The sequence below is a fragment of the Mycobacterium sp. genome, assembly GCF_032159765.1.
Classification (GTDB): Bacteria; Actinomycetota; Actinomycetes; order Mycobacteriales; family Mycobacteriaceae; genus Mycobacterium.
This window is the reverse complement of record NZ_JAVHWM010000179.1, coordinates 1-25,777: the sequence shown is the minus strand read 5'-3', so window position 1 is coordinate 25,777 and position 25,777 is coordinate 1. Positions and strand designations below refer to the sequence as shown.

At 63.8% G+C, this 25,777-nt stretch carries 24 protein-coding genes; 15 read left to right on the top strand and 9 right to left on the bottom strand.

Annotated elements, in window-relative coordinates:
- Positions 1–27 precede the first annotated feature (27 nt).
- On the bottom strand, positions 28–711 hold the full coding sequence (locus QOH60_RS23010; protein WP_526424186.1) for a DUF4185 domain-containing protein: 684 nt from the start codon (positions 709–711) through the stop codon (positions 28–30).
- Between the two features lie 95 nt (positions 712–806).
- On the opposite strand from QOH60_RS23010, the gene QOH60_RS23005 reads away from it, so the two are divergent.
- A complete protein-coding gene (locus QOH60_RS23005; RefSeq protein WP_526424185.1) occupies positions 807–5,072 on the top strand; it encodes an nSTAND1 domain-containing NTPase in 4,266 nt (1,421 codons plus the stop codon).
- An 8-nt stretch (positions 5,073–5,080) separates the two neighbouring features.
- Here QOH60_RS23005 and QOH60_RS23000 read toward each other — a convergent pair whose 3' ends face one another.
- Positions 5,081–5,530, bottom strand: coding sequence for a hypothetical protein (locus tag QOH60_RS23000; RefSeq protein WP_526424184.1), 450 nt, complete (start codon positions 5,528–5,530; stop codon positions 5,081–5,083).
- A 36-nt stretch (positions 5,531–5,566) separates the two neighbouring features.
- On the opposite strand from QOH60_RS23000, the gene QOH60_RS22995 reads away from it, so the two are divergent.
- From QOH60_RS22995 to QOH60_RS22980, 4 genes are all read left to right on the top strand, one after another.
- Entirely contained in the window at positions 5,567–6,022 is a 456-nt protein-coding gene (locus QOH60_RS22995) for an SRPBCC family protein (RefSeq protein WP_526424219.1), read from the top strand.
- A gap of 58 nt (positions 6,023–6,080) precedes the next feature.
- Positions 6,081–7,460: an FAD-binding oxidoreductase gene (locus QOH60_RS22990; protein ID WP_526424218.1), complete on the top strand. Its 1,380-nt coding sequence runs from the start codon at positions 6,081–6,083 to the stop codon at positions 7,458–7,460.
- 277 nt (positions 7,461–7,737) lie between these two features.
- Positions 7,738–8,166 (top strand): MmpS family transport accessory protein, encoded by a 429-nt coding sequence (locus tag QOH60_RS22985; RefSeq protein ID WP_526424183.1) that lies wholly within the window; start codon positions 7,738–7,740, stop codon positions 8,164–8,166.
- 13 nt (positions 8,167–8,179) lie between these two features.
- A complete protein-coding gene (locus QOH60_RS22980; RefSeq protein ID WP_526424182.1) occupies positions 8,180–11,059 on the top strand; it encodes an MMPL/RND family transporter in 2,880 nt (959 codons plus the stop codon).
- An 11-nt stretch (positions 11,060–11,070) separates the two neighbouring features.
- On the opposite strand, the gene QOH60_RS22975 is transcribed toward QOH60_RS22980, so the two are convergent.
- The 3 genes from QOH60_RS22975 to QOH60_RS22965 form a co-directional block, all read right to left on the bottom strand.
- The gene (locus QOH60_RS22975) at positions 11,071–11,226 is read right to left on the bottom strand and encodes a hypothetical protein (RefSeq protein ID WP_526424181.1); all 156 of its coding nucleotides are present in this window, start codon (positions 11,224–11,226) and stop codon (positions 11,071–11,073) included.
- Between the two features lie 275 nt (positions 11,227–11,501).
- The gene (locus tag QOH60_RS22970) at positions 11,502–12,839 is read right to left on the bottom strand and encodes a cytochrome P450 (protein ID WP_526424180.1); all 1,338 of its coding nucleotides are present in this window, start codon (positions 12,837–12,839) and stop codon (positions 11,502–11,504) included.
- Between the two features lie 86 nt (positions 12,840–12,925).
- Positions 12,926–13,744 (bottom strand): SDR family oxidoreductase, encoded by an 819-nt coding sequence (locus tag QOH60_RS22965; RefSeq protein ID WP_526424179.1) that lies wholly within the window; start codon positions 13,742–13,744, stop codon positions 12,926–12,928.
- Positions 13,745–13,802: 58 nt separating this feature from the next.
- Here QOH60_RS22965 and QOH60_RS22960 point away from each other — a divergent pair, with 58 nt between their 5' ends.
- Positions 13,803–14,075 carry a hypothetical protein gene (locus tag QOH60_RS22960; RefSeq protein ID WP_526424178.1) on the top strand — a complete coding sequence of 91 codons (273 nt, stop codon included), beginning with the start codon at positions 13,803–13,805 and terminating at the stop codon, positions 14,073–14,075.
- A 229-nt stretch (positions 14,076–14,304) separates the two neighbouring features.
- Here the strand turns inward: QOH60_RS22960 and QOH60_RS22955 are convergent, their stop codons facing one another.
- A complete protein-coding gene (locus QOH60_RS22955) occupies positions 14,305–14,874 on the bottom strand; it encodes a hypothetical protein (RefSeq protein ID WP_526424177.1) in 570 nt (189 codons plus the stop codon).
- 240 nt (positions 14,875–15,114) lie between these two features.
- Here QOH60_RS22955 and QOH60_RS22950 point away from each other — a divergent pair, with 240 nt between their 5' ends.
- The 7 genes from QOH60_RS22950 (at position 15,115) to QOH60_RS22920 (ending at position 23,729) form a co-directional block, all read left to right on the top strand.
- Entirely contained in the window at positions 15,115–16,632 is a 1,518-nt protein-coding gene (locus tag QOH60_RS22950; protein WP_526424176.1) for an ABC transporter substrate-binding protein, read from the top strand.
- Complete coding sequence (locus tag QOH60_RS22945) at positions 16,629–17,576, top strand: ABC transporter permease (RefSeq protein ID WP_526424175.1); 948 nt, start codon at positions 16,629–16,631, stop codon at positions 17,574–17,576. The genes QOH60_RS22950 and QOH60_RS22945 overlap by 4 nt, the downstream gene beginning before the upstream one ends.
- Entirely contained in the window at positions 17,573–18,391 is an 819-nt protein-coding gene (locus QOH60_RS22940) for an ABC transporter permease (RefSeq protein WP_526424174.1), read from the top strand. Before QOH60_RS22945 ends, QOH60_RS22940 begins: the two co-directional genes overlap by 4 nt.
- A complete protein-coding gene (locus tag QOH60_RS22935; RefSeq protein ID WP_526424173.1) occupies positions 18,388–19,992 on the top strand; it encodes a dipeptide ABC transporter ATP-binding protein in 1,605 nt (534 codons plus the stop codon). Before QOH60_RS22940 ends, QOH60_RS22935 begins: the two co-directional genes overlap by 4 nt.
- A 339-nt stretch (positions 19,993–20,331) precedes the next feature.
- Positions 20,332–20,991: a PIG-L family deacetylase gene (locus QOH60_RS22930; protein ID WP_526424172.1), complete on the top strand. Its 660-nt coding sequence runs from the start codon at positions 20,332–20,334 to the stop codon at positions 20,989–20,991.
- A gap of 89 nt (positions 20,992–21,080) precedes the next feature.
- On the top strand, positions 21,081–22,997 hold the full coding sequence (locus QOH60_RS22925; RefSeq protein ID WP_526424171.1) for an ABC transporter ATP-binding protein: 1,917 nt from the start codon (positions 21,081–21,083) through the stop codon (positions 22,995–22,997).
- A 102-nt stretch (positions 22,998–23,099) separates the two neighbouring features.
- Complete coding sequence (locus QOH60_RS22920; protein ID WP_526424170.1) at positions 23,100–23,729, top strand: DJ-1/PfpI family protein; 630 nt, start codon at positions 23,100–23,102, stop codon at positions 23,727–23,729.
- A gap of 8 nt (positions 23,730–23,737) precedes the next feature.
- Here QOH60_RS22920 and QOH60_RS22915 read toward each other — a convergent pair whose 3' ends face one another.
- Positions 23,738–23,998 carry a hypothetical protein gene (locus tag QOH60_RS22915; RefSeq protein WP_526424169.1) on the bottom strand — a complete coding sequence of 87 codons (261 nt, stop codon included), beginning with the start codon at positions 23,996–23,998 and terminating at the stop codon, positions 23,738–23,740.
- A complete protein-coding gene (locus tag QOH60_RS22910; RefSeq protein WP_526424168.1) occupies positions 23,995–24,453 on the bottom strand; it encodes a DUF5078 domain-containing protein in 459 nt (152 codons plus the stop codon). Before QOH60_RS22910 ends, QOH60_RS22915 begins: the two co-directional genes overlap by 4 nt.
- Before the next feature lie 120 nt (positions 24,454–24,573).
- On the opposite strand from QOH60_RS22910, the gene QOH60_RS22905 reads away from it, so the two are divergent.
- Positions 24,574–24,939 carry a DUF732 domain-containing protein gene (locus QOH60_RS22905; protein ID WP_526424167.1) on the top strand — a complete coding sequence of 122 codons (366 nt, stop codon included), beginning with the start codon at positions 24,574–24,576 and terminating at the stop codon, positions 24,937–24,939.
- A gap of 175 nt (positions 24,940–25,114) precedes the next feature.
- Positions 25,115–25,453 carry a hypothetical protein gene (locus tag QOH60_RS22900; protein ID WP_526424166.1) on the top strand — a complete coding sequence of 113 codons (339 nt, stop codon included), beginning with the start codon at positions 25,115–25,117 and terminating at the stop codon, positions 25,451–25,453.
- Between the two features lie 130 nt (positions 25,454–25,583).
- Here the strand turns inward: QOH60_RS22900 and QOH60_RS22895 are convergent.
- Positions 25,584–25,777, bottom strand: a 194-nt coding sequence (locus QOH60_RS22895) for a hypothetical protein (RefSeq protein ID WP_526424165.1), incomplete at its 5' end; no start/stop codon positions are given.

Below are 25,777 nucleotides of genomic sequence, written 5' to 3'. Positions count from 1 at the left end.
CAGCGTTTGGCGTGCCTTGACAGGGAATCACAGATTGATTGGATTCGCTGGATCGGTGGCTCTGGTCGTGTCCTTCAGCGAAGCCGTGAACTGCATTGCGCGATAAGGCCACCCAGTGGTGGTATTCCATTGCGACACCACGAGGCCACATCCTCCGACGACGTCGAATCGCGAACCCGGCAGGACATATCCGCCATAGAGCTGGGCGACCTTGCTGGCCTCGTGGTCCTTGTCCGCCCACCCTGAACCGATGATCGGCATCTGGATAGGGGTCGTGTGCATGTTGGCCACGGGCGAATCCACCACCCGGTACCCAAGGGCGTATTTGGACGAGAGGAAGCCGCCGAGGATCCAGCTGCCCTTCCCTTGCCTGCGGAACGTCAGCTCCCCCCAGGTCTCCCCGCCCGGCGTGATCGGGGTCGGATCCCCTCCGCCCCATTCCCATTGCCCGCCGGCGAACCGCCAGGCCACGTATCTGGACATGTTGCCGATGTCCTCGGGCCTGACGCGTCGCAGAATGATTCCCTTGTCCCGCTGAACCGGTGAGCGCCAATCCCCTTGTCCCACTGAGCGACCCGAGAAGGTATCGCCGAAAACGGATACCAGCTTCCCGTTCGGGGCGAGCGTCGAAGCGCTCAAGTCCGTGGACGTGACACCCCAACGCTCGGTGAGGTCCGGACCCGTCACATCCGCCAACTTGCCTGTGAACATAAGGACAATCCTTGCATCACAGGGCACGATTCGAGAGATGATCTCGACTGGCGGCCGCACGGGCGCCAGAACATTCACCGTCGTTGGAGGTCTCCTTGGCTCGGATCTTCTTGAGTCACTCGAGCCTCGATTCGCGCGAGACAGTCGCGCTGTACAAATGGCTGATCGAGCAGGACCCATCGCTCGACGGTGAGATCTTCCTCGACCTCGACCCGAGGACCGGAATCGCGACGGGTGCGAACTGGCGCGAAGAGCTGAAGCGGGCCAGCAAGCGCTGCGAGGCCGTCATCTGTCTCTTGTCGGCAGCGTGGGACCGATCCGAAGAGTGCCGCCGCGAGTACTGGATCGCCGAGCAACTGGACAAGCAGATCTTCTGCGCCCGCCTGGAACCATCGGCCGGCGAAGAGCTGATGGCCAAGTGGCAATCGTGCGACCTGTTCGGAGGCACCGACAAGGTGTCGATCGAGGTCCCCGGCGGCGAGCCCGTCACATTTGCGCGCGAAGGGCTGCGGCGACTGAGCACGGGGATTCGTCGGGCCGGCATCAGCGTCACGACGTTCCCGTGGCCGCCGAACGACGATCCGAACCGGGCACCCTACCGGGGCTGGGAGCCGTTCGAACCCGTCGACGCCGGCATCTTCTTCGGCCGCGACGGCGAACTCGCCCGTGCGATGGACGAGTTGCGCGAGATGCGCTCCTCAGCCGAGGAGACCTTGTTCGTCGTGCTCGGCGCGTCAGGGGCCGGGAAGTCGTCGTTCTTGCGCGCGGGCATCGTGCCCCGCGTCCACAAAGACGATCGCCATTTCTTGGATCTCGGGATACTGCGCCCCGAACGGCATGCACTGACCGGTGAAACTGGTCTGGCGCAGTCGATTTGGACTACTCGGAATCGACTGGGCATGACGAGCCCGCCGTTGGGCGAGATCAAGGCGGCCTGCGTCAACGCAGACGCGGCGCAAATCCGTGGATGGCTGGTCGAATGCCGCGACGCGGCGGCGGCCCGGCTTCTCAACGTTCGCGAAACCGACACGCCGCCAACCGTCGTGCTGCCACTCGACCAAGCCGAGGAGCTGTTCGCGGTCGACGCCGGGGCCGAGGCCACGCAACTACTCGAGCTCATTCGCGAGATCGCGACCGGCGAAGACGGGTTCCCGCTGATCGTCGCGGCGACAATCCGGACCGACAGCTACCCCGTCATGCAGACAGCCCCAGAACTGGAGGGACTGCTGACACGTCAGTTCGACCTGTTGCCGATGCGAACGGTCCAATTCAAAGAGGTGATCACCGGACCGGCACGGCGACTCACTGCCGCGGGGTTCCGGCTGGCCGTGGATGACACGCTGGTTGAACGCCTGCTGAGTGACTGCGCGTCCGGCGCCGACATGCTGCCGCTGCTGTCGTTGATGCTCGCCAGCCTGTACCGCGACTACGGCTCCACCCACCGTCTGACCGTCGCTGCTTACGAGGCGCTGGGCGGGCTCAACAGAGTCGTGCAGATGAAGGTCGATGAAGTCCTGTCACCGGATCCCGGGCAACGTAAACGTCAACTCAACTCGCTGCGATCGGCGTTCATTCCATGGCTGGCGACGATCAACCCCACGAGTAATCAAGCGATGCGACGGATCGCCCGATACGCCGACCTTCCCGAGCCCAGCCGCCCGCTGATCGACGCTTTTGTCGCTCAACGACTGCTGGTCAAGGACGTCCACGGCAGCGATGTCGTCGTCGAAGTAGCTCTCGAGATCCTGCTGCGGCAATGGGATGACCTCGCGTCATGGCTCACCGAGGAGCGGGACAACCTCAAGGCGGCCGACGACCTCGAGTATGACGCCGCCGAATGGCGCAACAGCGGACAGGACACGTCGTGGCTGCTCGAGGGAACGCGGCTGGCCAATGCCGAAAAGCTGCTCGCCACACCGGGATTCCGCGAACGACTCGTCCCAACGAATGACTACGTGCAGGCCTCGCGGGACAAGGGGCTCGAGGAAGCACTCGAGAAGCAACGCGCCGCCGAGAAAAGCGCCCGCCGGTTGCGGTCGTTGCTGACCCTGACAGGATTCGTGGCACTGCTGGCGGTGGCAGGCTTGGTATTTGCATTGATCTCGCAACGGCACGCCCTCGCAAGCCGCAACGACGCGCTAGACAAGAACAGAGACGCGACAGTACGGAACTTGGTGCTGCAAGCGCAGGCGATGCTGGCGGACACAGCCGAGGGCAACGACAGACGGGCATTCCAGCTGTTGCTCGCAGCAAACAAACTGGCGGCCAGCGACGGAGTGCGCAAAGACAGCACCCGCGCAATGGCCGACGCACTCGTCCAGCGGTTCAGCACAGTGCGCATCAACACCGATCCCGTGCCCGTGATCGGCGCCGCCGTGTCTCCGAACAGTCGCTGGCTCGCTGTGGCCACCGGCAACGGGCTGATCCGTATGTGGGACACGGAGTCTGCAGCCTGGGGTGACAACCCACTTGACGGCGCGCGCCTTCTTCGCGCCCAAGTGCCGCTGGCCAGCGTCGCCATCAGCCCCGACGGCACTCGGGTGATCGGCGGGACCGGGGACGGCAAAGTGCTGGAATGGAATACGACCGAGACGAACCCATCCGATCACATCGTGGGACGCCATACCGGCACCGTGACGAGCGTCGTGTTCAGCCCCGACGGCAAGCAGGTCGCCTCGGCGGGCGCCGACGGGTGGATCCACATCTGGCGCCCCGGCGAAGAGCCCTACCAGTCGATCCGTACCGGCGGCCCCACGTTCTCCTTGGCCTTTGACCCGGTCCGAAACCGCCTCGCCTCGGCGAACACCGAGGACACCTTGAGGCTGTGGAACACCGACACCGGTGAGTCTGAGGCCGAGGTCCATGCGGACACCGCCGGCGTCATGAGCGTGGCGTTTAGCCCCGACGGAGCGCTCATCGCGTCGGGTGGCGCCGACGGCACCGTCCGGTTATGGGACGCCCTCTCCAGGAAGGACATTAAAGACATTGGACCGCTGACCACCGCATCCGGCCATGGGCACACGGAGGCGGTGATGAGCGTGGCCTTCAACGCCGACGGAACTCGACTGGTGTCATCCGGCGTCGACCTCACGGTGCAAATGTGGGATGTAGCCCGCCGCGAACGGATCGGAGATCCGCTGACAGGACACGAGGGCGTGGTCTGGAGCGCCGTGTTCGTCGACCGCGGTGACCAAATCGTCAGTGCAGGAAACGATCACGAAATCCGAGTATGGAATGCCGCTGTGGGACAGCCGATTTCGGTGCCGCTGGCACCCAAGCGTGGTGCGGTGTCCAGCGTGGCGACCAGCGGCAGCCGGATCGCGTCGGCAACGGCTGACGGCACCGTCCAACTGTGGGACTCGCAAACAGGGAAGCTGATCGCGACCCTTCCCCGCGATGACGGGGTAGTCAACACGGTTGCGTTCAGCTCCGACGGGGGCCAGCTGGCGACCGGCAGCACCTCCGGAGCGATCCGGCTGTGGCATGCCGGCGACGGTGCACCCATCAGCGAACTGCACACCGAGGGACCGGTTTACGCCGTGGCCTTTGCCGGGCAGGGCAACCGACTGGCTTCCGCGAGCGGCGATGGCCAGCTGACGATCTGGGATGTCGGGTCCGGGTTGCCGAGGAGACTCGAGAACAAGGATCACGCGGTGATTTTCGGGATAGCGTTCAGTCCCGACGGCAAGCGTCTCGCATCGGGAGGCGCAAGCGGGATACTGCGCCTCTGGGATGTCGACAACAGCAAGCAACTCTGGGAGCGGGACGTGGTCCAAGAGTTGCCCACCGACAAGCGACAAGCGTGGGCCACCGGCAGGCCCGGTGTCATCACGGGTGTCGCATTCAGCCCCGACGGCCGTCATCTCGCGTCCGGGGGTGCGGTGTGGTCTCCGCCGGACGGGTGGGCACTGGGCGTGATCCAGCGCTGGGACACGTCATCGGGCAAGCCTGTCGGGCAGCCGATCAAGGCGGTCGACAAGGGTGGCGCGGTGATGAGCGTGGCGTTCACCCCTGATCATTCCGACACGACCGGCGACCGCATCGTGTCGGGCGGCGTCGACCGTAAGGTTCAACTGTGGGACGCCGATTCGGACGCAGGCGACCCGATCAACAGCGCGCTTCTGGGCCACAGCGACACCGTGGGTTCCGTGGCCGTCAGTCCCGACGGTCACCGGATCGTCACGGGCAGCGCCGACGGCACCGTGCGCATCTGGCCGGATCCGCCGGCGGTGAAACCCACGGATGCGTTGTGCAAGAAGCTGACAGACAACATGAACCAGACCCAATGGCAGAACGCGGCAGGCAAGGATATCCCTCTCCCCGAAGGATGTCCGGGACTGCCCCTCAGCCCCGACAAATAGCTCGGGTCTCACGGCCCCCGGTTGTAGAGGTAGATGATCGCGCCCTGGCCGCCGGTGCACGTGATGTAACCGGTAGCGCGGAAACATGCGACGGTGTATCGCTTGCGGGTGGCCGGGCTCACGACGTCGACCTGGACTGTTTGGTCGGGCGGGGACCGCGTGGCCGCGTAGGCGCGCCGCACCTCTTCGACGAACATGCACGACGTCATCGGGGTGCCCCTCGCGCCGGCGTTGTACGTGTTGTACGAAGTCCCGAGGTCCGTGTACACCGACTCGCATGCCGCCGCTCCGGGAGGCAGGCCCGGTACGGGCGGGATCGGGACGGCCGCCTGCGCAGTGCTCGGCTCGCCACCCGGGGTGGGACGGGGCCACAGTACGATCGCGACCACGATGACTAGCGCGATTAGGCCCCCGAGCAAGACTCGTGAGGCCGTGCGGCTGATCTTGACTGCTGGCATCCCGACGCATCATGACATGGGATCGCTGTGCCGTTGCTGAGTTGGTGGAAGTCCCGCACCGAACGGACGGTGGATCAGTTCGTGCCCGCGTCGGTCGAGGAGGTTCGCGCCTTCTACGTCGATCTGGACAAGATCAAGCTGGTCCATCCGCTCGTCGTCTCCGTGCGAACCGTCGCGAGGACCGAGAGGCGTGACGGCTACGTTCAGACGTATCAGATTCGTGATCGAATTCCCTTGGGCCCGTTCACATTGAACACCCGATACGTGGCGGTCTTGGATGTCCCGGTGGCCGGTGACGTGATCGCCGATTCGCGCCAGTCCCCCGGCGTGCGGCTGCATACGGTGGTGTCGTTCGACGACGTCGAAGGGGGCACCCACGTCACCGAGAAGATGCACATCGAGGCGCCGAGACCCCTCGCCGCATTCACGGTTCGCGAGGCGGTCCACGCGCACGCCGAGATGCTGTCGAACATCGCTCGCCACTTCGCCTGATCGGGGGCGCCCGGCGACTACGCTGCGATTGACGCGACGGAGCGCAGGAGGTCTCGTGATCGTTGACGTGGCAGAACAGTTCGCGAAGATTGTCGGGGCAGGGAATCTGCTCGTCGACGACGCGATCTCGGAGGATTACGCGCACGACGAGGCGCTCGGCGTGACACCGCAACAGCCTGGGTTCGTCGCCAAGCCGGCCAGTGCGGAGGAGGTGGCGGAGCTGCTCAAAGTTGCTACCGCGCAACGCATACCGGTGACGGCGCGGGGGTCCGGATGCGGACTGTCAGGGGCCGCGCAGCCGGTGACTGGCGGGCTGGTGATCTCGTTCGAACGCATGAACGCCGTCCTCGAGGTCGACGCCGACAATCACGTCGCCGTGGTCCAGCCGGGGGTGACGCTGACCCAGCTCGACGCGGAAACGGCCAAAGCGGGACTCTCCTACACGGTCTATCCGGGCGAATTGTCGTCGAGCGTCGGCGGAAACGTCGGGACAAACGCGGGCGGGATGCGCGCGGTCAAGTACGGGGTGACCCGCAACAACGTGCTCGGTCTGCAGGCGGTCTTGCCCACCGGCGAGATCCTCCGCACCGGCGGCAAACTGACGAAGATATCGAGTGGCTACGACCTGACCCAATTGATCATCGGTTCGGAGGGCACGCTGGCACTGGCCACCGAAGTGATCGTCAAGCTCGTTCCCCGACTGGCGCACAGCGCCACCGTGCTCGCTCCTTTCGGCGATTTCGAACAGGTGATGGCTGCCGTCCCGAAGATCATTTCCAGCGGGCTCGGGCCGAGCATCCTCGAATACATCGACACCATCACGATGGCAGCGCTCGTCAACCGCGAGAATTTGGAGCTCGGCATTCCCGAGACGATCAGGGACATCTGTCAGGCGTATCTCGTTGTCGCACTGGAGAACCGGGATTCGGAGCGGTTGTATTCCGACGTCGCGAGCGCGGGCGAGCTGCTGACGGAGCTGGGCGCGCTGGAGGTCTACGTTCTCGAGGGCGGCTCGGCGCGCAGGTTGATCGAAGCGCGCGAGAACACGTTCTGGGCGGCGAAAGCGCTCGGCGTGGACGACATCGTCGACGTCGTGGTCCCCCGCGCCTCGATGCCCGAGTTTCTTAGTAAGGCAAGGGATTTAGCGCTGGCCGTCGGCGCCAACGCGCTGGGCTGTGGGCATGCCGGCGACGGCAACGTGCATCTCGGGATCTTCTGCAAGGACCCAGACGTCCGCAAGGCGTTGCTCACCGACATCTTCGCCTGCGCGATGGAGCTCGGCGGCGCGATCTCGGGCGAGCACGGGCTCGGGCGAGCCAAGTCGAGCTACTTCCTCGAGCTGGAGGACCCGGCAAAGCTCGCCCTGCTGCGCCGGATCAAAGAGAGCTTCGATCCCGCGGGCATCCTCAACCCGGGGGTGATCCTGGCTGGCGGCTGACCCTGCCAAAAGTTTGAGTCAACACCGCCTGATTTCGCCCAGATGAGGCGAGGCCTCAGATGGTGTCCCCGGACGCGATAAGCTCCTCTGGATTCTGTTATATGAGCTAATCTGTCAGTCAACTGTCGCGACCGAAGGAAGGGGGTGAGTAGACATGGCACGGACAGGCCCTGACACCTGGAACGTTGCCAGCTCTGTCGAGCCTACGACGCCTGAGGCACCGGCCGCGCCTCGACCTTCGCCTCGTCGCGCATCGCGGCGCCGCAAGTGGACCGCCATGGGCCTGCTGAAGAAGATCTGGCTGCCGCTGGTCATTGTGTTTGCCGTGGCTGTCGCGACATTTTGTGTCGACCGTCTGCACGGGCTGTTCGGCAGGACGGAAACCACGCGGGCGGGTAGCGGACTGGCCAACGACACCAAGCCGTTCAACCCCAAGACCGTGAAATACGAGATCTTCGGGGAACCGGGAGCGACGGCGACCATCAACTACTTGGATCTGGATGCGCAGCCGCAGGAAGTCCTCAACGTGACGCTTCCCTGGGACATCACATTGACCACCACAGCTCCGGCGGCCAGTGCCAACATCGTGGCCCAAGGCAACGGGAGCAGCATCAGTTGCCGGATCACGGTCAATGGTGAGGTCAAGGACACGAAGACCACCGACGGGCTGAACGCGCAGACGTTCTGTCTGGTCAAGTCCGCATGACGGAGAAGTCCGCATGACGAACACGCACGTCGGCGCACATCCGATGATTCCTCGCTTCATCCGGCTATTCGCGGTGCCGATCCTGTTGGGATGGCTTGCGGTCACCGTCCTGGTCAACGTCTTCGTACCGCAGATCGAAAAGGTCGGCGAGGCGCACGCGGTATCGCTTGCGCCCGACGATGCACCGTCCATGCAGGCGATGAAGCGCGTCGGCAAGACTTTTCAGGAGTTCGACTCCAACAGCTCGGTCATGGTGGTGCTCGAGAGCGACAACCCGCTGGGCGACGACGCCCACCATTTCTACGACGAGTTGGTCAAGAAGCTCGAGGCGGACAAGAAGCACGTCGAGCACATCCAGGACTTCTGGGGCGACCCGCTGACCGCCGCAGGTTCCCAGAGCGCCGACGGCAAGGCCGCCTACGTCCAGCTTTACCTCGCCGGCAACCAGGGCGAGAGTCTCGCCAACGAATCTGTGCAGTCGGTCCGCGACATCGTCGCGGATGCACACCCGCCGCCGGGCATGAAGGCGTTTGTCACCGGTCCTGCCGCCCTCACATACGACCAGCACAAGGCCGGCGACAAGAGCGTGCAGCTGATCACCATGGTGACGATCGGCGTGATCTTCCTCATGCTGCTGTTCGTCTACCGGTCGATCTCGACGGTCCTGCTCGTTCTCGTGATGATGTTCATCGAGTTGGCGGCAGCTCGCGGAATCGTCTCCGCGCTGGGCTATTACAACCTGATAGGCCTATCGACGTTCGCGGTCAACCTGCTGACCACGCTCGCGATAGCTGCGGGTACTGACTACGCCATATTTCTCGTAGGGCGCTATCACGAAGCACGCGGGAACGGCGAGGACCGCGAAACCGCGTTCTACACCATGTATCACGGTACCGCGCACGTCATTCTCGGCTCCGGGTTGACGATCGCCGGTGCGACGATGTGTCTGCACTTCACGCGACTGCCGTACTTCAAGACGCTTGGTATTCCACTAGCAATAGGAATGCTCGTCTCGGTATTCGCCGCGCTCACCATGGCGCCCGCGTTGCTCACCATCGCAAGCCATTTCGGGCTGATGGACCCCAAGCGGGTGATGAAGAAGTCGTTCTGGCGCAGGGTGGGAACGGCCGTGGTGCGTTGGCCGGGGCCGATTCTGGTCGCGTCGATGGCGCTGGCTCTCATCGGCCTGCTCGCGCTGCCGGGATACCAGCCCAGCTACAACGACCGCGAGTTCCTGCCGCCTGACATTCCTGCCAACGTCGGGTACGCGGCCGCCGACCGGCATTTCCCGCAGGCGCGGATGAATCCGGAACTGCTGCTGATCGAGACGGACCACGACGTGCGCAATCCGGCCGACATGCTCGTCGTCGACCGAGTTGCCAAGAACATCTTCCATGTCCCGGGCATTGGGCGCGTTCAGACCATTACCAGGCCGCTGGGTACGCCGATCGAACACACCTCTATCCCGTTCCTCATCAGCATGAACGGGACCACTCAGACGATGAACAAGACGTATCTGAAGGACCGCATGGCGGACATGCTGGTTCAGGCCGACGAGATGAACAAGACCATCGACAACATGCGCCACATGCTCGCGTTGATGACTCAGCTCAACGCGATCACGCACTCGATGGTGCAAAAGACGGACCAGACCGTTGCTGATACCAACGAATTGCGGGATCACATAGCGGATTTCGACGATTTCTTCCGGCCTGTCCGTAACTACTTCTACTGGGAGCCGCACTGCTTCGACATCCCGGTGTGCTGGTCGATTCGGTCGATCTTCGACACGCTCGACGGGATCGATCTGCTCAGCGACGACCTCCAGAGCCTCACGGGCGACCTCCACAAGCTCGATGAGCTTATGCCCCAACTGCTTACGATCATGCCGCCGATGATCGAGACCATGCAGACCATGCGCAACATGATGCTGACGATGTATCAGACGCAGAACGGCCAGCAGAACCAGATGGATGCCTTGCAGCAGAACGCCACGGCGATGGGCCAGGCATTCGACGCGTCCAAGAACGATGACTCGTTCTACCTACCGCCTGAAGTGTTCGACAACCCTGACTTCAAACGCGGCCTGAAGATGTTCGTCTCCCCGGACGGCAAAGCTGTCCGGTTCATCATCTCCCATGAGGGGGATCCGGCGACGCCTGAAGGCATTTCGCACATCGACAAGATCAAGAACGCCGCGTTCGAGGCGATCAAGGGCACGCCCCTCGAGGGCTCGAAGATCTATCTCGGTGGCACCGCTGCGACCTACAAAGACATGCAGCAGGGCTCGAACTACGACCTTCTGATCGCCGGAATCGCGTCAATCTGCCTGATTTTCATCATCATGCTGATACTCACGCGAAGTGTGGTCGCGGCGGCCGTCATCGTCGGTACCGTGCTGCTATCGCTGGGCACGTCGTTCGGGCTTTCGGTGCTTATCTGGCAATACATCCTTGGCATGCATCTGCACTGGATGATCATCGCGATGTCGGTCATCATCCTGCTCGCCGTGGGATCCGACTACAACCTGCTCCTCGTGTCCCGGTTCAAGGAAGAGATCCACGCCGGTCTGAAAACGGGAATCATTCGGTCGATGGCGGGTACGGGCGCCGTGGTGACGTCGGCCGGGCTCGTCTTCGCGTTCACGATGATGTCGATGGTGGTCAGTGATCTGCGCGTGGTCGGGCAGGTCGGCACGACGATCGGTCTCGGCCTGCTGTTCGACACGCTGATCATCCGGTCCTTCATGACGCCGTCGATCGCGGCTCTCCTGGGAAAGTGGTTCTGGTGGCCACAGCGGGTGCGGACTCGACCGGCGCCTTCCAGGCACCTGCCTCGCCCCGACGACACGGCTCCGATCCCCGCCGGGAGTCCGGGAGGATCGCAACCGTGACGGCGAGCGGCCTACAGCTGGCCTGAGGGGCCGTAGATCACGTGGTTCGGATCGGTTCCGTCGGGCACGCCGGGGTCGGCGCCCGGTGCGCCGGAGTCCAGGTCATCGGCGGGACCACCGGTGATGTCCTGCGTACCAGGCTCAGTGCAGGTGCCTTCTGAAGTCACGGGCGCATTCTCAGGGCACGGTGTCCTGCAGTTGTCTTCCGCCGGGCTCTGGTCACCTTCGCACAACGGGAGTAGATCGTTTGGGTCGGCAGACGCCATCGGTGCCAGTGCAATGGGCGGTACCACGGCGAAAGCCGCCGCGATCCCAGCTGCCGCCAGTACTCGGGCAATAGTCGTTGACATGGGTGTTTCCTCTTTCTCCCCGAAGTCAAGTTAACTCGTAGGGACGGGTTAATGCTGCGAATTCACTTGGAAAGTGCCGGGAGCGCGGCGGGTCAGAAATCGATGACAACAATCTCGCGACGTTCTGTCACCGGCCTCGCAAGGCCCTGCTCGTCGCAGATCAGTTGCAGGTGGGCCAGCGTTTCATCCAGCCCTGGACCAATTCTCGGGCCGGGCGTAAACGTCGCGGGCAGGTGCCGCATGCCCTGGATCACGCCGATCGTCTCGTAGTGAACAGCGCCGTCGGAATCGCACCGGTAGTCCGGCATCCGTTCGAGAACGGCACTCAGCATCCGCTTGAAAACCGTTCTCGCCACGTTGGATCCGATGCATCGGTGAATGCCGAGCCCGAAGCTGAAATGGCGATTCGCCCCGCGATCCAGGCGCAGGCAGTCAGGCTCGTCAAACACCCCGGGGTCGCGATTGGCCATCGCCCATGACAGCCAAAGACGCTGGCCCTCTTTGAGTTTGAGACCATCGATTTCGAGGTCGGCGTTGATGGTGCGGCCGTCGCCGGGCGCGGGAGTGAAGAACCGGAGAAACTCCTCGGTCGCCGAGTCGATCAGGCCATCGATGTCACTGATCAGACGGGCACGCTGATCCGGGTTCTCCGAGAGCCATTCGAGCGAATGGGCAGTCAGCGCGGTGGTGGTGTCGAAGCCACCACCGATGAGAAGGATCAGCACGCCGAGGATCTCGAGCTCGGGAGCGGGCTGACCGTCGATCCGCAACTGCATCAACGCGTCGACGAGCCCCGGGCGCGGGCTTTCCCGGATCTCGCCCATGTGGGTCATGAGGTCCATCGCCATCGTCGCGTACATCTGCGCGACTCGCGGCTCGTCAGGAGATCCCGCGGGCGTGTAGACCTGCGCGTGCGCGGGCTCGTTGTACAGGTCCCACTTGTGCAGCGGGACGCCCATCAGCGCCAGGGTGAGCACCGCGGGGACGATGTTGGCCAGATCGTCCACGAAATCGATTCGGCCGCTTTCGATTTTTTCGTTGATACAGGCCCTGACGACTTCGTCGACAACCGGTGTCCACCGCCGCACCGCGGCGGGCGACAGGTAGGGATTGAGCACGGACCGATAGATCCGGTGTTCTGGATCGTCCATTTCCAGGAAGCCGCCGCGGATGCCGCCGCTCTCGTAGTCGTGCGACGGGATCTCGATGCCGGTGTAGCCGTTGCGTTCTCCCTTGAGGTCGTTGTCGTTGGACAGATACCTGCCACGGGCGAGCTCGAACACCTCGCCGGCGCCTGCGGCCACCCAATGCCCGCCATATGTGTCCGTCCACGCGAGCGGGCACCTGGAGTGCATCTCCTGCGTGATCGCCTGGAATCGTTCGCGGTACTCCGGGGTGTGACGGTCGAAGTGGTACGCGACGTTGTCCATCGTTGCCTCGCTTGCGCTTCTCAGGGCAGCTAGTGAGGCGATCGTAGCGCTTCGGACCAGCTCAGATCAGGCGTTGGCGGACAGCCCTAGACCTCGTCGGCCCACTGGGCCTGCTGCCTGCCCATGACCATCGCTCCGCTCCAGCCGCCGTCTGTCGACAGCACCGCGCCGCCGACGTAGCTCAGCCGTGGGCTGCCCAAGCACACGAGCGGCCAGGCCTGCTCTTCGGGCGTCGAGTAGCGCCCGACAGGTCCTATGGCCGTGTCCACCAGTTCCTTGCCTGCCGAGGCGTGAAACGCCGGCATCATCGCGGTGTCGGTGGGGCCGGGATTGATGCAGTTGACCCTGATGCCGCGCCTTGCCAGGTCCGGATACCACCAGCCGACCCATGCGTCGATGACGTACTTCGAGTACGCGTAGCCGCTCCAGGACCAGGCGTCCTCGTGTGCGCCCAGCCATTCGATCGCTTCGTCAAAACCCTTGGTGGCCAGCAGTTCTGAGATCACCGGAATGTGGTTCTCCCATCCGATCGCCGCCGACGACGAGATGACGCTGATCGCCGATCCTTCGGCCATCTTCGGTACCAGCGATTCCGCGAGGTGGCGTGCACCGACGAAGTTCACGATCATCGTGTCCAACTCGCTGAACGGCGCCCCCGGAAGGCCCGCGCAGCTGAATAGGCCGTCGATGGGCCCGTCGACGGACGCGGCGACCTCTTCGATGTTCGGGCGGTCGCGGAGATCGATCTGGAGGCTGCGGGCGACCGGGACAGTGGTGGGGTTGATGTCCAGCGCGGTGACCGACGCGCCGAGGTCCACGAGGATCTGAGCTGCCGCCTGGCCCATTCCAGAGGCGGCTCCCGTTACGACGACGGACTTGCCCTGATAACCGAGCACATCATCCATTTCGCTGTCCTTTGCTCAACCACATGGATTGGTGGGGCCACCGCAAGTCTTGCCGCTCGTGGAACCCGACGAGGACCCACTACTCGTCGACCCGCTACTCGTGGACCCGCTGCTCGTCGACCCGCTGCTCGTGGACCCGCTGCTCGTCGACCCGCTGCTCGTGGATCCACTACTCGTGGACCCACTAGTCTTTCCGGTCGTCTGCCCGTTCGACGAACCTGTCGTCTGGCCAGTCGATGCGCCCGTGGTCGCCCCCGTCGTCTGGCCAGTGGTCTGCCCGGTGGTGGGCGTCCCGGTCGTCTGGCCAGTCGTTGTGCCGGTCGTGGTCTGAGGCAGCGGGTCAACCGGGACCGGGTCAACCGGTACCGGGTTGACAGGGACGGGTTGCGGAATCACCACAGGAGACGGTGGCGGCCCATTGTTCGGCGCGATGGCGGGTCCTGGCCCGGTGTTGGACGATCCCCCGCCGCTCGGAATAGGGGCCGGTCCGGGGGCAGATTGCCCGGCGCCGTTATCGCCGGGCGCCGGATCCACGGCCGGGGCCGACGGCGGATCCCCGGTCACCGGTGCCGCCGGAGACTGAGGCGCGTTCTCGTTTTGCGGGGGCACGGGCTTGGCCACGGACGCCGGTGCCGCCGGCTTGGCCGGGGGTTGTTCGCCGTTGTAGAAGTCAACGAATACGCAAGGCCGCCGCCCGCGAGGGCCACGACGATCACGCCGGACGCGACAAGAGTGGACGTCCCGCGGTACCAAGGCATGCGCGGCCGCGCGCCGTCGTTCCATGGACCATTCGGAGCGAAAGGCTGGCCTTGCGTCGACTGCGGGTACTGCTGGTACGCGTCGCTGCCGAAGTACTGGGTAGGTTGCTCGCCGCCCCAATCTTGCTCGCCCACATACTGAGTAAGCTCCTCGCCCTGCGCGGGATCCTCTTGGGACCACGCCAGGGCATTGGCCTGGCTGGTGGCGAGTTCACTCACGTCGGCTTGTTGTGTCGGCGGTTCAAAACCGTCGGCTAGTTGCGTTGGAGGCGCGGAATCGTCGTCGTAGTGCGCATATCCCATCTGGGTGGGCGCGTTCTCGCTGTGCTCGAGGTCGGGCGAGTTGGCACCTGACACGGGTCGATCAGTCATCCGAAGTTTCCTTCAATGGTTATTGCCGCACTGCCGCTTTCGCGCCGGCGAACGTTATGGATCAGGTGGTTACTCGCGAGCCAGCATAGAACGCCCAGGGACCGATCGCGACCAAGTTGCTCAGACCCACCGACTCAGACGAACACTGCGCAGCCGGGACATGGCATGTTTGCCCATGTGGGCGATCAGGGAAACCAGCCAGGCGGTATTGGCCTGGGACATCCCGAAGGTATCGGTGCAATGGTCACAACGCGACACGTGATTTCGCTTCTCGCCGTCATCGTTTTGTGCCTTGTCGGGTGTTCGACCGGCCGACACGTCAACCTCGGCGACGAAGCGTCGGGCAGTCTCATCGCAGCGATCGCCGGTGAGCCAGACCAGCTCGACCCGCAGAAGACCAGCGCCTACTTCTCCTTCGAGGTTCTCGAGAACGTTTACGACACCCTCGTCGAACCAGACGCCGACCTCGAGATGCGCCCGGCACTCGCCGAATCGTGGGATGTCAGCCCCGATCAACTCCACTGGACGTTTCACCTGCGCAAGGGAGTCGCCTTTCACGACGGCAGTCCGTTCTCGGCGGACGACGTCGTCTATTCGTATCGGCGCATCATCGACGAAAAGCTCAGCAACTCTTATAGGTTCAGCTCGGTCACCGCCGTGGACGCGATCGACCCAGCGACGGTCAGGATCACGGTCAGCAAGCCCACCCCCAATCTGCTGGTGAATATCGGCGGGTTCAAGGGAATGGCGATCGTGCAACGCAAAAACGTTGAGAGCGGCGCGATTGCGACGCATCCGATCGGTACGGGGCCATTCGCTTTCAAGGCCGCCAAGAGCGGTGACTCGATCACCCTCGTCGTCAACAAGAACTACTGGGGAGGTGCGCCTGCGATTTCCGGCGTCACGTTCAGGTTCATCCCTGAGGCCTCGACCGCACTCTCTGCACTGCAGGCTTCAGAGATCGATTGGACGGATTCTATTCCGCCGCAACGGGTTGACGAGCTCAAGGGCGACGACTCGATCACGCTGGGCGTGACGCCCAGCAACGACTACTGGTATCTCACCCTCAACGAAGCACGCCCACCGTGGAACGACGTGCGCGTGCGGCAGGCCATCGCCTCCGGGATCGATCGCGGTGCAATCGTGCAGGCGACCAGCTACGGCACGGCCACTGCCAACCAACTCGCGATCCCGGCGGGCAGCCCGTGGTTCACCGAGTACCACCGCTATTCCTACGACGTCGACAAGGCGAAAGAGCTTCTCGCCCAGGCAGGCGTCAAGAATCCGACGCTCGACATGATGGCGACGACCGAGTATCCGGAGACGGTGACCGCGGCACAGATCATCGCGGACAACCTTGCGCCGTTGGGTATCACGGTCAAGATTCGCACTGTGGACTTCGCGACATGGCTCGACGAGCAGAGCAAGGGCAACTTCGACATGCTGATGATGGGCTGGCTCGGCAACATCGATCCCGACGACTTCTACTACAACCAGCACCACACCGGGGCCAAGAGCAACGCGCAGAAGTTCTCGAACATCGACGTCGACGCTCTCCTCGATTCCGGGCGCACCGAGACCAACCGAGAAGTGCGCAAAGAGGACTACGCGAAGGCGGCCACGATCATCGCGGACGAGGTGAGCTACATCTATCTGTACAACCCATCGGTGATCCAGGCGTGGAGCAAGCGCCTGTCGAATTACGCGGCGCGGCGCGACGGCGCTGTCCGGTTCAAGACGGCAAGGCTGAGTTCGTGATCATCCGCTTTCTTGCGCGCAGGCTGCTGTACTCCGTCGTCGTCCTGTTCGGGGTTCTCGTTCTCGTCTTCGCGCTGATTCACCTCGTCCCGGGCGACCCGGTTCGGATTGCGCTGGGCACCCGCTACACCCCTGAGGCCTACGAGGCGCTGCGGTCGGCCAGCGGGCTAGACCGGCCCCTTTACCAACAGTTCTTCAGCTATCTCGGCTCCGCGCTGACCGGCGATCTTGGCGTGAGTTTCCGCAACGGCGATCCGGTGACGGTGACGCTTCTCGACCGGTTGCCTGCCACCGTGTCGTTGGCCGTGGTCGCCATCGTCATCGCGTTGGTGATCGCACTGCCTGCCGGAATTTTCGCTGCGCTGCGTGAGGGCAGGTTCGCCGACGTAATCATCCGGATTTCCAGCCAATTCGGGGTGTCAGTGCCCGATTTCTGGATGGGCATCCTGCTCATCGCGTTGTTCGCGACGACGCTGCACTGGCTACCGACCTCCGGTTACCAACCTCTCATGGACAATCCTGTCGGCTGGTTGCGTCACGTGATTCTGCCCGGGTTCACCGTGGGCCTCGTCGCGGCAGCGATCATGACGCGCTACATCCGGTCTGCGGTGCTCGAGGTCGCGTCGATGGGCTACGTGCGCACGGCGCGGTCAAAGGGGTTGTCCCCAGCGGTCGTGACGGTGCGCCACATTCTGCGCAACGCGGCAATCCCCGTGCTGACCATCACCGGAATCCAACTCGCGACGATCCTCGGCGGAGTGATCGTCGTCGAAGTGGTATTCGCGTGGCCGGGCCTCGGTCGCCTCGTGTACACCGCCGTTGCCGCACGGGACTATCCGCTGATTCAGGGCGCAGTGCTGCTCATCGCCCTTCTGTTCTTGCTGATCAACCTGATTGTCGACGTGCTCTACGCCGTGGTCGACCCGAGGATCCGGCTGTCATGACAAAGATCAGCGCCGTCGTGCTCGCCGCCATCGCCATAATCGCGGTGACGGCCCAATGGATCGCGCCGTACGGGGTCAACAAGACCGACGTCCCCGATGCGCTCAAACCGCCCAGCGGACAACATCTTTTCGGCACCGACGAGCTCGGCCGTGACATCTTCTCTCGGGTTCTGGCGGCCTCGCAGTCGTCGCTGCAGATTGCGGTCGTTAGCGTTGCGTTGGCGTTCGTCCTCGGCGTGACGATCGGCATCGTCTCCGGCTACCGCGGAGGGTGGCTGGACACAGTCCTAATGCGAGTCGTCGATGTGATGTTCGCATTTCCCGTGCTGCTCTTGGCCTTAGCCATCGTGGCGGTGTTGAGTCCGGGCACCACGACGACGATCCTGGCGATCGGCATCGTCTACACGCCGATATTCGCTCGAGTCGCCCGCGCGAGCACGCTGGGCGTGCGGGTGGAGCCGTTCGTCGCGGTGTCGCGGACGATCGGCACCGGCGACACCTACATCCTCGCCCGGCATATCCTGCCCAACATCGCCGGCCCGGTGATCGTCCAGACCTCGCTGTCGCTTGCGTTCGCCATCCTCTCGGAGGCCGCGCTGTCGTTCTTGGGGCTCGGCATCCAGCCGCCCGAACCATCTTGGGGCCGAATGCTTTTCGATGCGCAGGGCTTCGTCCATCGGGCGTGGTGGATGAGCGTGTTCCCGGGGGCGGCGATCTTCGTCACCGTGCTCGCGTTCAACCTGCTGGGTGACGGGCTGCGCGACGCGCTCGATCCCAAGCAGCGCACGCTGATCGAGGCTCGGAGCGATCAATGACCCCCGCGCTCAGTGTTCAGGATCTTCGCGTGCGAATCGGCCGGCGCGACATCGTGCGTGGCGTTTCGTTCGACGTGTACCGCGAGCAGACGCTCGGCATCGTCGGCGAGTCCGGATCCGGCAAGACGATGACCGTGCTCGCGGCGACCGGGCTGCTCGACGCCCCGGGCGCGACGGCGACGGGAGCCAGCACGCTCGCGGACGGCATCGGACTGATCGGGGCGTCACCGCGAATGCTGCGACGAGTGCACGGCGACCGGATCGGGTTCGTGTTCCAGGACCCGGGGACGTCGCTGAACCCGCTGCTGACGCTGGACCGCCAGATCACGGAATCACTTGAGGCACATCGCGGTCTGACGCGGCGCCAGGCGCGGGCGCGGGCCGTCGAGTTGTTGGAGGCGGTACGGCTGCCCGATCCGCAGGCGCGGCTGAACAGCTATCCGCACCAGCTGTCGGGCGGCCAGCGCCAGCGCGTGATGATTGCGATCGGGTTGGCATGCGAGCCGGAGCTGTTGGTGGCCGATGAGCCGACGACCTCGCTCGACGTCACCACGCAGGCGCAGATCATCGAGCTCGTCGAAGATCTCCAGCGCGACCACGGAACCGCCGTGGTGTGGGTCAGCCACGACCTCGGAGTCATCGGGCAGGTGGCCGACACCGTCACGGTGCTGCACGATGGCCAGGCCGTCGAACAGGCGCCCACGCTCGACGTCTTCGACCACCCGCACCATGAGTACACCCGTGACCTATTGCAGGCTCGGCCCCTCATTGCCGGCGACGGTCCCCCGCCGCCGCCCGACGACGCGCAAGCACTGCTCATCGTCGACGGACTCGACGTGCGGTACCCGGTCAGCACGCCGGTCGGCACCTCGACAGTCCATGCGGTCAAGGATCTTTCGTTTGAAATCCGGCGTGGCACAACGCTGGGTCTGGTCGGCGAGTCGGGATCGGGCAAGTCGACGGTCGCAGCGGCACTCACCGGCCTGGTCAAGCCCCACGCAGGCACCGCATCGCTGGACGGAGTCGACATGTTCGCCGTCCGCCGACGGGACAAGAAATCGCTGCGGCAACGAATCAGCCTCGTCATGCAGGACCCGTACTCGTCGCTGAACCCGCGGATGCGAGTCGGTGCGTCGATCAGTGAGCCTGTGTACGTGCACCGACTTGCCGACGGCGCACAGGCACGTCAGCGCCGGGTGACGGAGCTTCTCGAAATGGTTGGACTCTCGGCCGATTTCGTGTCCCGGTATCCGCATCAGCTGTCGGGCGGACAACGTCAACGGGTGAGCATTGCCCGCGCACTCGCCGTCGAGCCCGAACTACTCATTCTCGATGAATCGACCGCGTCGCTGGACGTGTCGGTGCAGGAACGTGTGCTGGAGTTGCTCGCAAAGTTGCAGCGCGAACTGGGACTGACGTACCTGTTCATCGCGCACGACCTTGCGGTGATCCGGCAGATGAGCCACGACGTCCTGGTGATGCGCAACGGCGAGGCAGTCGAATATCGCTCGGCAACCGACCTTTTCACAGCACCAGAGCACGAATACACCCGTGCCCTGCTTGCGGCGGTACCGCCTGACCGGCCCCGAATGAGACGTTGATCGCAACATTCCTGGCAGTTCACTGCAAGCGAATTCAGTAAGTGCTGAACGACTTTCGCTGTGTTTGGTTCGAGGGCGGCCGGGTATTGATTATGAGTAGACCCCGCCGACGAATGCGACAAGTCCTCAAAGCCAGGCGACGCCGCAGTGGCATGCAAGCCCAACGCGTTGGACCGCAGGGAGCACCGAGCGAAACTGATCTGACCGACTCGAACTCGGGCATCGACTACAGCCCGAAAGCTCCGCCAGAGAAGTAGTCGCAGGCTGCGGCGAAACCTTCGCGGCAACGGCAGTTCGATGCCACGATAGGTGCGGCGGACGGTCGGAAGGGGACGTTTCATGGCGCCTCCACCTGAGCTTTCGACCGTCCTGGTGGTATCGCCGCACCTCGACGACGCGGTTCTCTCCGCAGGCCAGTTCCTCGCCGGCGCGCCTGGCGCGGTGGTGGTGACCATGCTGGCCGGCGCCCCCGACCCGCCTGTCACGACGCCGTGGGACCTCAAGAGTGGATTCGAGACGTCGCAGGAAGCGATCGCAGCGCGTAGAGCCGAGGACGCCGCCGCGCTAGCCCTGTTGAAGGCGACGCCCGTCCACCTCGATTTCCTCGACGGCCAGTACGCGCCAGTGGATTCCGCTGCCATGGCCGAAACACTCACCGAATTGGTGGCACAGCACCGACCCGCATTCGTCGTCGGCCCACTGGGTGTGCATCACTGCGACCATGAACGCGTCCGCGACGCGGTGCTGGCAGCCGAACTCGACGTGCCGCTGTGGCTGTACGAAGACCTGCCCTATCGCGTCTACACACCCGAGGCCGCAGCGGCAGCCGTCGAGACGATCCGCCGCCGCGGCTACGCGATGGAACTGGGGTTCATCGGCAGCGGGCCGGCTGCGTCAAAGACCCTGGCCCTGTGGTGCTACCGATCACAGATGCGGCATCCCGAGTTCGACAACATCCACAGCATGCTTGTTCCCGAACGATTTTGGCGGGTCGGCTGACCGGGTGCACATAGCCCCGCGGTGGAACCACGGAACTGATCCGTGATGCACTGTCGCATCAAGCGACGAAAGGGGGACCATCACCGATGGTGACAACAGCGAAAACGCCTCTTCAGCCGCCGCCGGTGACGGGTGTGCGAGCGGTGATGGGGCGCAGCGTGCCGATGCTCGGCGCCGTCCGCCTACCGGTCGTGGCCACGATCGTGCTCGGGCTCGTCGTTTCGGCGCTGCCGTACATCTCCAACGCCGTGTTCGGTCCTGTGATGGAAGCCATTGCGCACGCGGGTTCGGCCGGAAACCTCGCAGGAGTCTGGGACCTCTACGGCTCGTTGCTCAGCCGCCGTGATGGCACGTCGCCCTCGCTCCTCGGTTGGCTGGCGACGCCGCTGCCGTTCGCGCTGCTGCTCGGCATCTGGGCCGCGTCACTGGTGGCGGCCCAGATCGTCGCATTCGTCAAGTCCTGGATCGACTCACAGCTGCAGTGGAGGCTGCTGACAGAGGTGCGTCAACGCGCCCACGATCACATGCAATCCCTGTCGCTGGACTTCTTCACCGGCGCGCGTAGTGGCGCGCTGATGCAGCGGGTGCAGTTGGAGGCCTCCAGTGTTCAACGACTGCTCACAGATTGCCTCATCGCACCCACCGTCGACGCTGTTGTGCTCGTGATCGCGCTGGTTTATCTGCTGGTGCTCTCGTGGCAGATGACGATCGTTTCGCTGATTCTCTCCCCGTTCGCGTTGATCGCGCTTCGATTCGCCGGCAAGAGACTCCAGGCGGCGAACCACAAGGCGTTGCTGTTGCACCGCCAGATGGCCGGCGAGCTCGAAGAGTCGATCAGCGGCATCTCCGAGATCCAGGTCTTCAACGCCCAGGCGCAACGTGGCGAGCTCTTCCGCAATGCATCCAAATCTGCCGCGAAAAGTGTTGCGCAGATGATGGTTTGGATTCAGGCGGCCACCACGAGCGCTCAGGTGTTCATCGCGCTGAACACAGTGCTCGTGTTGATCGCGGGAGTCGCGTTCAGCCCGAGCTTCGGCCTGAACTTCGCCAGCCTAGTGGTGTTCGTCGGGTTCGTGCCGACAATGTTCGCCTCGGTGCAGCGAATCATCACCGCCTACACGACATACAACTCGATCCTGCCGAGCGTGCTGTCGACATACGAGTTGCTCGACACGAAGCCAACCGTGCACGAGCGCGCCGACGCGGTCCCCCTCGGCGACGTCCGCGGCCACGTCGTGTTCGAGGACGTCGCGTTCGGCTACTCAGCTGAGCAGAACGTGCTCGATGGCCTGTCGTTCTCGATCCGAGAAGGCGAAACCGTGGCGCTGGTCGGCCCGATCGGGTCTGGCAAGTCGACCATCTTCAACCTGATGCTGCGCTTTCTCGATCCGCAGGGCGGCCGGATTCTGCTGGACGGCCATGAGATCAGCGCCGTAACGCTGGAGACGTTGCGTGAACAGGTCTCCAAGCTCGCTCAGTTCCCGTTCTTCCTGAAGGACACCATCCGTGAGAACGTCCGATTGGCACGAGAAGATGCAAGCGACGTTGACGTCGAGGAAGCCTGCGAGCTGGCCCACATCCACTCGATCATCGTCGACCCGGGCAAGGTGCCTAACGGCTACGACACCATCGTGGACGTCCAGGTGCCGTCGGGAGGCCAGAAGAGGTTGATCGCCTTGGCCCGCTGCTTGCTGCGCAAGCCGGAAGTGCTGCTGCTCGATGAGCCGACCGAGAATCTGGACGCCGACCAACGAACCCGGTTGACGCGGGTCATCCGCGAATACGCACGCGATCGAACCTGCATCGTCATCAGTCACGACATGGATTTCATTGCGGCGGTATCAGATCGGATCATCGTGCTGGATGGCGGGCGGGTGGCCGAGGTAGGCACGCACGAGAAGCTATTGGCCGACGGCGGCCTCTACACCAAGCTGTACCGGGCCCAGGACGTCGACCCAACACTCGTGCGAAGGCCCGCGACGCCGCCCGCACTCGGCCCCAAGTAGTGGCTCGAAGAATCAGCGCCGAACAGCCTCTCAAGACCCTTCGGTTGTCTACAGTCAGTTGCGTTCAGTCAGCTCGTAATTCGTCACGTCGGAGCGCAACTCATGATCATCGCAATCGGCCTGTACCAAGGCTTTACCACGCTCGACGCCATCGGGCCCTATGAGGTGCTCACCTACTTGCCCGACGCCGAGGTCGTCATCTGTGCCGAGCACACCGGCGTGGTCGACGATCAGTACAACCTTGTGCACCTGCGCGTCGACACATCGTTTGCCGATGTGCCCCGCCCGGATGTGCTGCTCGTGCCCGGCGGCCCCATCGCCGCCCAGTACGCCGCCGACGGGCATCCGATCGTGGAGTGGATACGCCAGGCTCACCCGCACACCACGTGGACGACCTCGGTATGTACCGGCTCACTGCTGCTGGGCGCCGCCGGGGTGCTCAAAGGCGTGCCTGCCACCACCCACTGGAGCGCCTACGACGACCTGGCCTCCTACGGCGCCGAACCAACCGAAGAACGGGTAGTCACCTCCGGGCGCATCGTGACGGGAGCCGGCGTCTCCGCAGGCATAGATCTCGCGCTCACCCTCGCCGCAGATATCGCCGGACCTGAACTGGCGCAGACCATTCAGCTCGCGATCGAATACGACCCTCATCCGCCATTCGACACCGGCTCCCCGTCGAAGGCCCCAAAGGCGATCTACGACACTGCCGTTGCGGCGCTTGGCAGTTGATCCGGTTCTTAGCCGCCGCCGGTGTTGATGTTCGACGACAAGGTGATGAACATCCCGTTGATCCACACGCCCCAACGGCCGCCCCAGCCCGAGGTCCACACCACAGGCTGGCCGTCCCAGCGCTCGGCTGGCTTCGGCGGAGCATTTGGTGGCGGCACCTCACCCTGTCCGGGCGCCGGAGGCGGCGGTTCTGCGCTCGCCAGCGGAGCGCCCACACCTAAAAGCGCGGTCGCGACTGCCAGAGCGGACAGAGCGGTCTTGACGGTCATCGGTTGACGGGCCATGCCCACACGGACATGTCGCCACGCGGGTAGTTCATGCACACGTCGGTGGCGTGAGCGACGACGCCCTTGTTGTTGAAGAACACCTTCGCCCAGTTGCCCCAATGCGTGGCGACCTGTTCGTAGTAGACATTCGTCGCGGTGTCCTCGGAGTACTGGCGCCGCGCCGTCGCGTCCAACGAGAAGAACCAATGGATGCGGTCCTCAGCCATTTGTTGAATGTCTGGCGGGCGGTTGCTCTTGTCGATCATGTACCGCTCGAAGTAGATCGGGTTGGTGTCCCGCACGGCGGCGAGGTATTGCTCGGCGTCGCACTGCGTCTGGATCATCCGCCGTGGGATGGGGTAATCGTCCCCCGCGTCGGCCGATGCCGGCGCGGCCAGGACCACCGCGGAAGCAATAGCCAGGCCCGCAAGACCACTACGAACTATCGACCTGCGCATATCCATCACGGTAGTAGGCCCTCCATACTCACTACAACCTTAGCTCATTTAACCTTATGATGGAGAACCACCGCAGTGACAAGTGGAGGACGCGAGCCGCGCATGAAGACGATCCGCCGAATGGCATCCGCGACGATCATCGCTGCGTTCGCGCTGGCGGGTGCCGCGCCCGCGAACGCCGACCCCGATACAGACTTCGCCAATGAGCTGCACATCTACGGGATCTACGGCCCGAAGGACAAGAACGCCTGGCTAGGCAAGATCATGTGCAAGCGGCTGGGCACGGGGCTGGACGCCAATGCCGCCGAATCGGCGACATTCCTGCACACCAACCTGGCGCGGGGCTCGAGCGAGCAGCAGGTCTACGAGTTCATGTCGGCAGCGATGAACTACTACTGCCCCGAGCAGCGGCCCGTTCTCGACAGACTGGCGGGAGTGAACCCGGCGCCAGCGCCTGCAGGGCCCCGCCTTCCCGCCGAGCAGTAGTTCTCCCGCCCGGGCGTAGTCACGGGCTGCGAGGGCTGCCGACTTCCGGGTCTTCCTGGCCTACTGCGGTGGCCAAAATGTTCTTACCGAGCCGCGCTTCGATTTTGCAGAACCAACCCCATGGGGTGACACGGGCAGAATCTCTCGATTCTTTGGACTTACCACCGAACCTGCCTTGGATATCGAATCGGCGGCGCAGCAGTATGTCGGGCGCATCCCCGACGAGACCATTCCGGTCGCAGCCGATCCCGCCGATAACCTCGTTCTCCTGGGCGTGGAGGGGATGGTGCGCAACCGCGTGATGTTCTGGGACCACGAACATCGAGAGCTGCGCCGGTCAACTGCTGAGATGGCCGACGATCTCGAGGCCGCGGGCGAGGACCTCGGACGCGCAGATGTCGATGCGATAATCGCCCTGTGGCGCAAGCGATTCGGCGACCGAAGCAATGGCTACGAGAATGTTTACCGTGTCGCTGCGACCTTCTCCGACTTCTTGGCTCACCTGGCGCAGTGAGGCCCGTCACCGCATGCAATTGCGGCGAGGGGCGCAGTTTGTTTCCTTTTCAGACGCGACGGGTATGTCTCGCAACGCCACACATTGTCGAAACTAGGACAGCAGGATGGTTCAACGCTTTTCAACGCTTTCACTCATCCTCAATGTCGTGTGTGTCATCGCTGCGGGGCTGTGCGTCATCGGGTTGGGGATTGAAAACCCAGCGGTTTCCACTGTTGCTGGTGTCGTTGCTTTGATGACGTTCGTAGGAAGTTTGCACCTCGTGGTGTCTGGCGACAGAAGAATTTCCAGCTCTTAGGCGCGTACCGCGATCATCGATAGGAG

Excerpts from the sequence above, each read along its gene's own strand:
- QOH60_RS22905 (WP_526424167.1), top strand. The coding sequence starts at position 24,574 with ATGGCATCCGCGACGATCATCGCTGCGTTCGCGCTGGCGGGTGCCGCG.
- QOH60_RS22920 (WP_526424170.1), top strand. The coding sequence starts at position 23,100 with ATGATCATCGCAATCGGCCTGTACCAAGGCTTTACCACGCTCGACGCC.
- QOH60_RS22955 (WP_526424177.1), bottom strand. The coding sequence starts at position 14,874 with ATGACTGATCGACCCGTGTCAGGTGCCAACTCGCCCGACCTCGAGCAC.
- QOH60_RS23000 (WP_526424184.1), bottom strand. The coding sequence starts at position 5,530 with ATGCCAGCAGTCAAGATCAGCCGCACGGCCTCACGAGTCTTGCTCGGG.
- QOH60_RS22980 (WP_526424182.1), top strand. The coding sequence starts at position 8,180 with ATGACGAACACGCACGTCGGCGCACATCCGATGATTCCTCGCTTCATC.
- QOH60_RS22910 (WP_526424168.1), bottom strand. The coding sequence starts at position 24,453 with ATGCGCAGGTCGATAGTTCGTAGTGGTCTTGCGGGCCTGGCTATTGCT.
- QOH60_RS23010 (WP_526424186.1), bottom strand. The coding sequence starts at position 711 with ATGTTCACAGGCAAGTTGGCGGATGTGACGGGTCCGGACCTCACCGAG.
- QOH60_RS22915 (WP_526424169.1), bottom strand. The coding sequence starts at position 23,998 with ATGACCGTCAAGACCGCTCTGTCCGCTCTGGCAGTCGCGACCGCGCTT.
- QOH60_RS22965 (WP_526424179.1), bottom strand. The coding sequence starts at position 13,744 with ATGGATGATGTGCTCGGTTATCAGGGCAAGTCCGTCGTCGTAACGGGA.
- QOH60_RS22950 (WP_526424176.1), top strand. The coding sequence starts at position 15,115 with ATGGTCACAACGCGACACGTGATTTCGCTTCTCGCCGTCATCGTTTTG.
- QOH60_RS22970 (WP_526424180.1), bottom strand. The coding sequence starts at position 12,839 with ATGGACAACGTCGCGTACCACTTCGACCGTCACACCCCGGAGTACCGC.
- QOH60_RS22930 (WP_526424172.1), top strand. The coding sequence starts at position 20,332 with ATGGCGCCTCCACCTGAGCTTTCGACCGTCCTGGTGGTATCGCCGCAC.
- QOH60_RS22940 (WP_526424174.1), top strand. The coding sequence starts at position 17,573 with ATGACAAAGATCAGCGCCGTCGTGCTCGCCGCCATCGCCATAATCGCG.
- QOH60_RS22935 (WP_526424173.1), top strand. The coding sequence starts at position 18,388 with ATGACCCCCGCGCTCAGTGTTCAGGATCTTCGCGTGCGAATCGGCCGG.
- QOH60_RS22985 (WP_526424183.1), top strand. The coding sequence starts at position 7,738 with ATGGGCCTGCTGAAGAAGATCTGGCTGCCGCTGGTCATTGTGTTTGCC.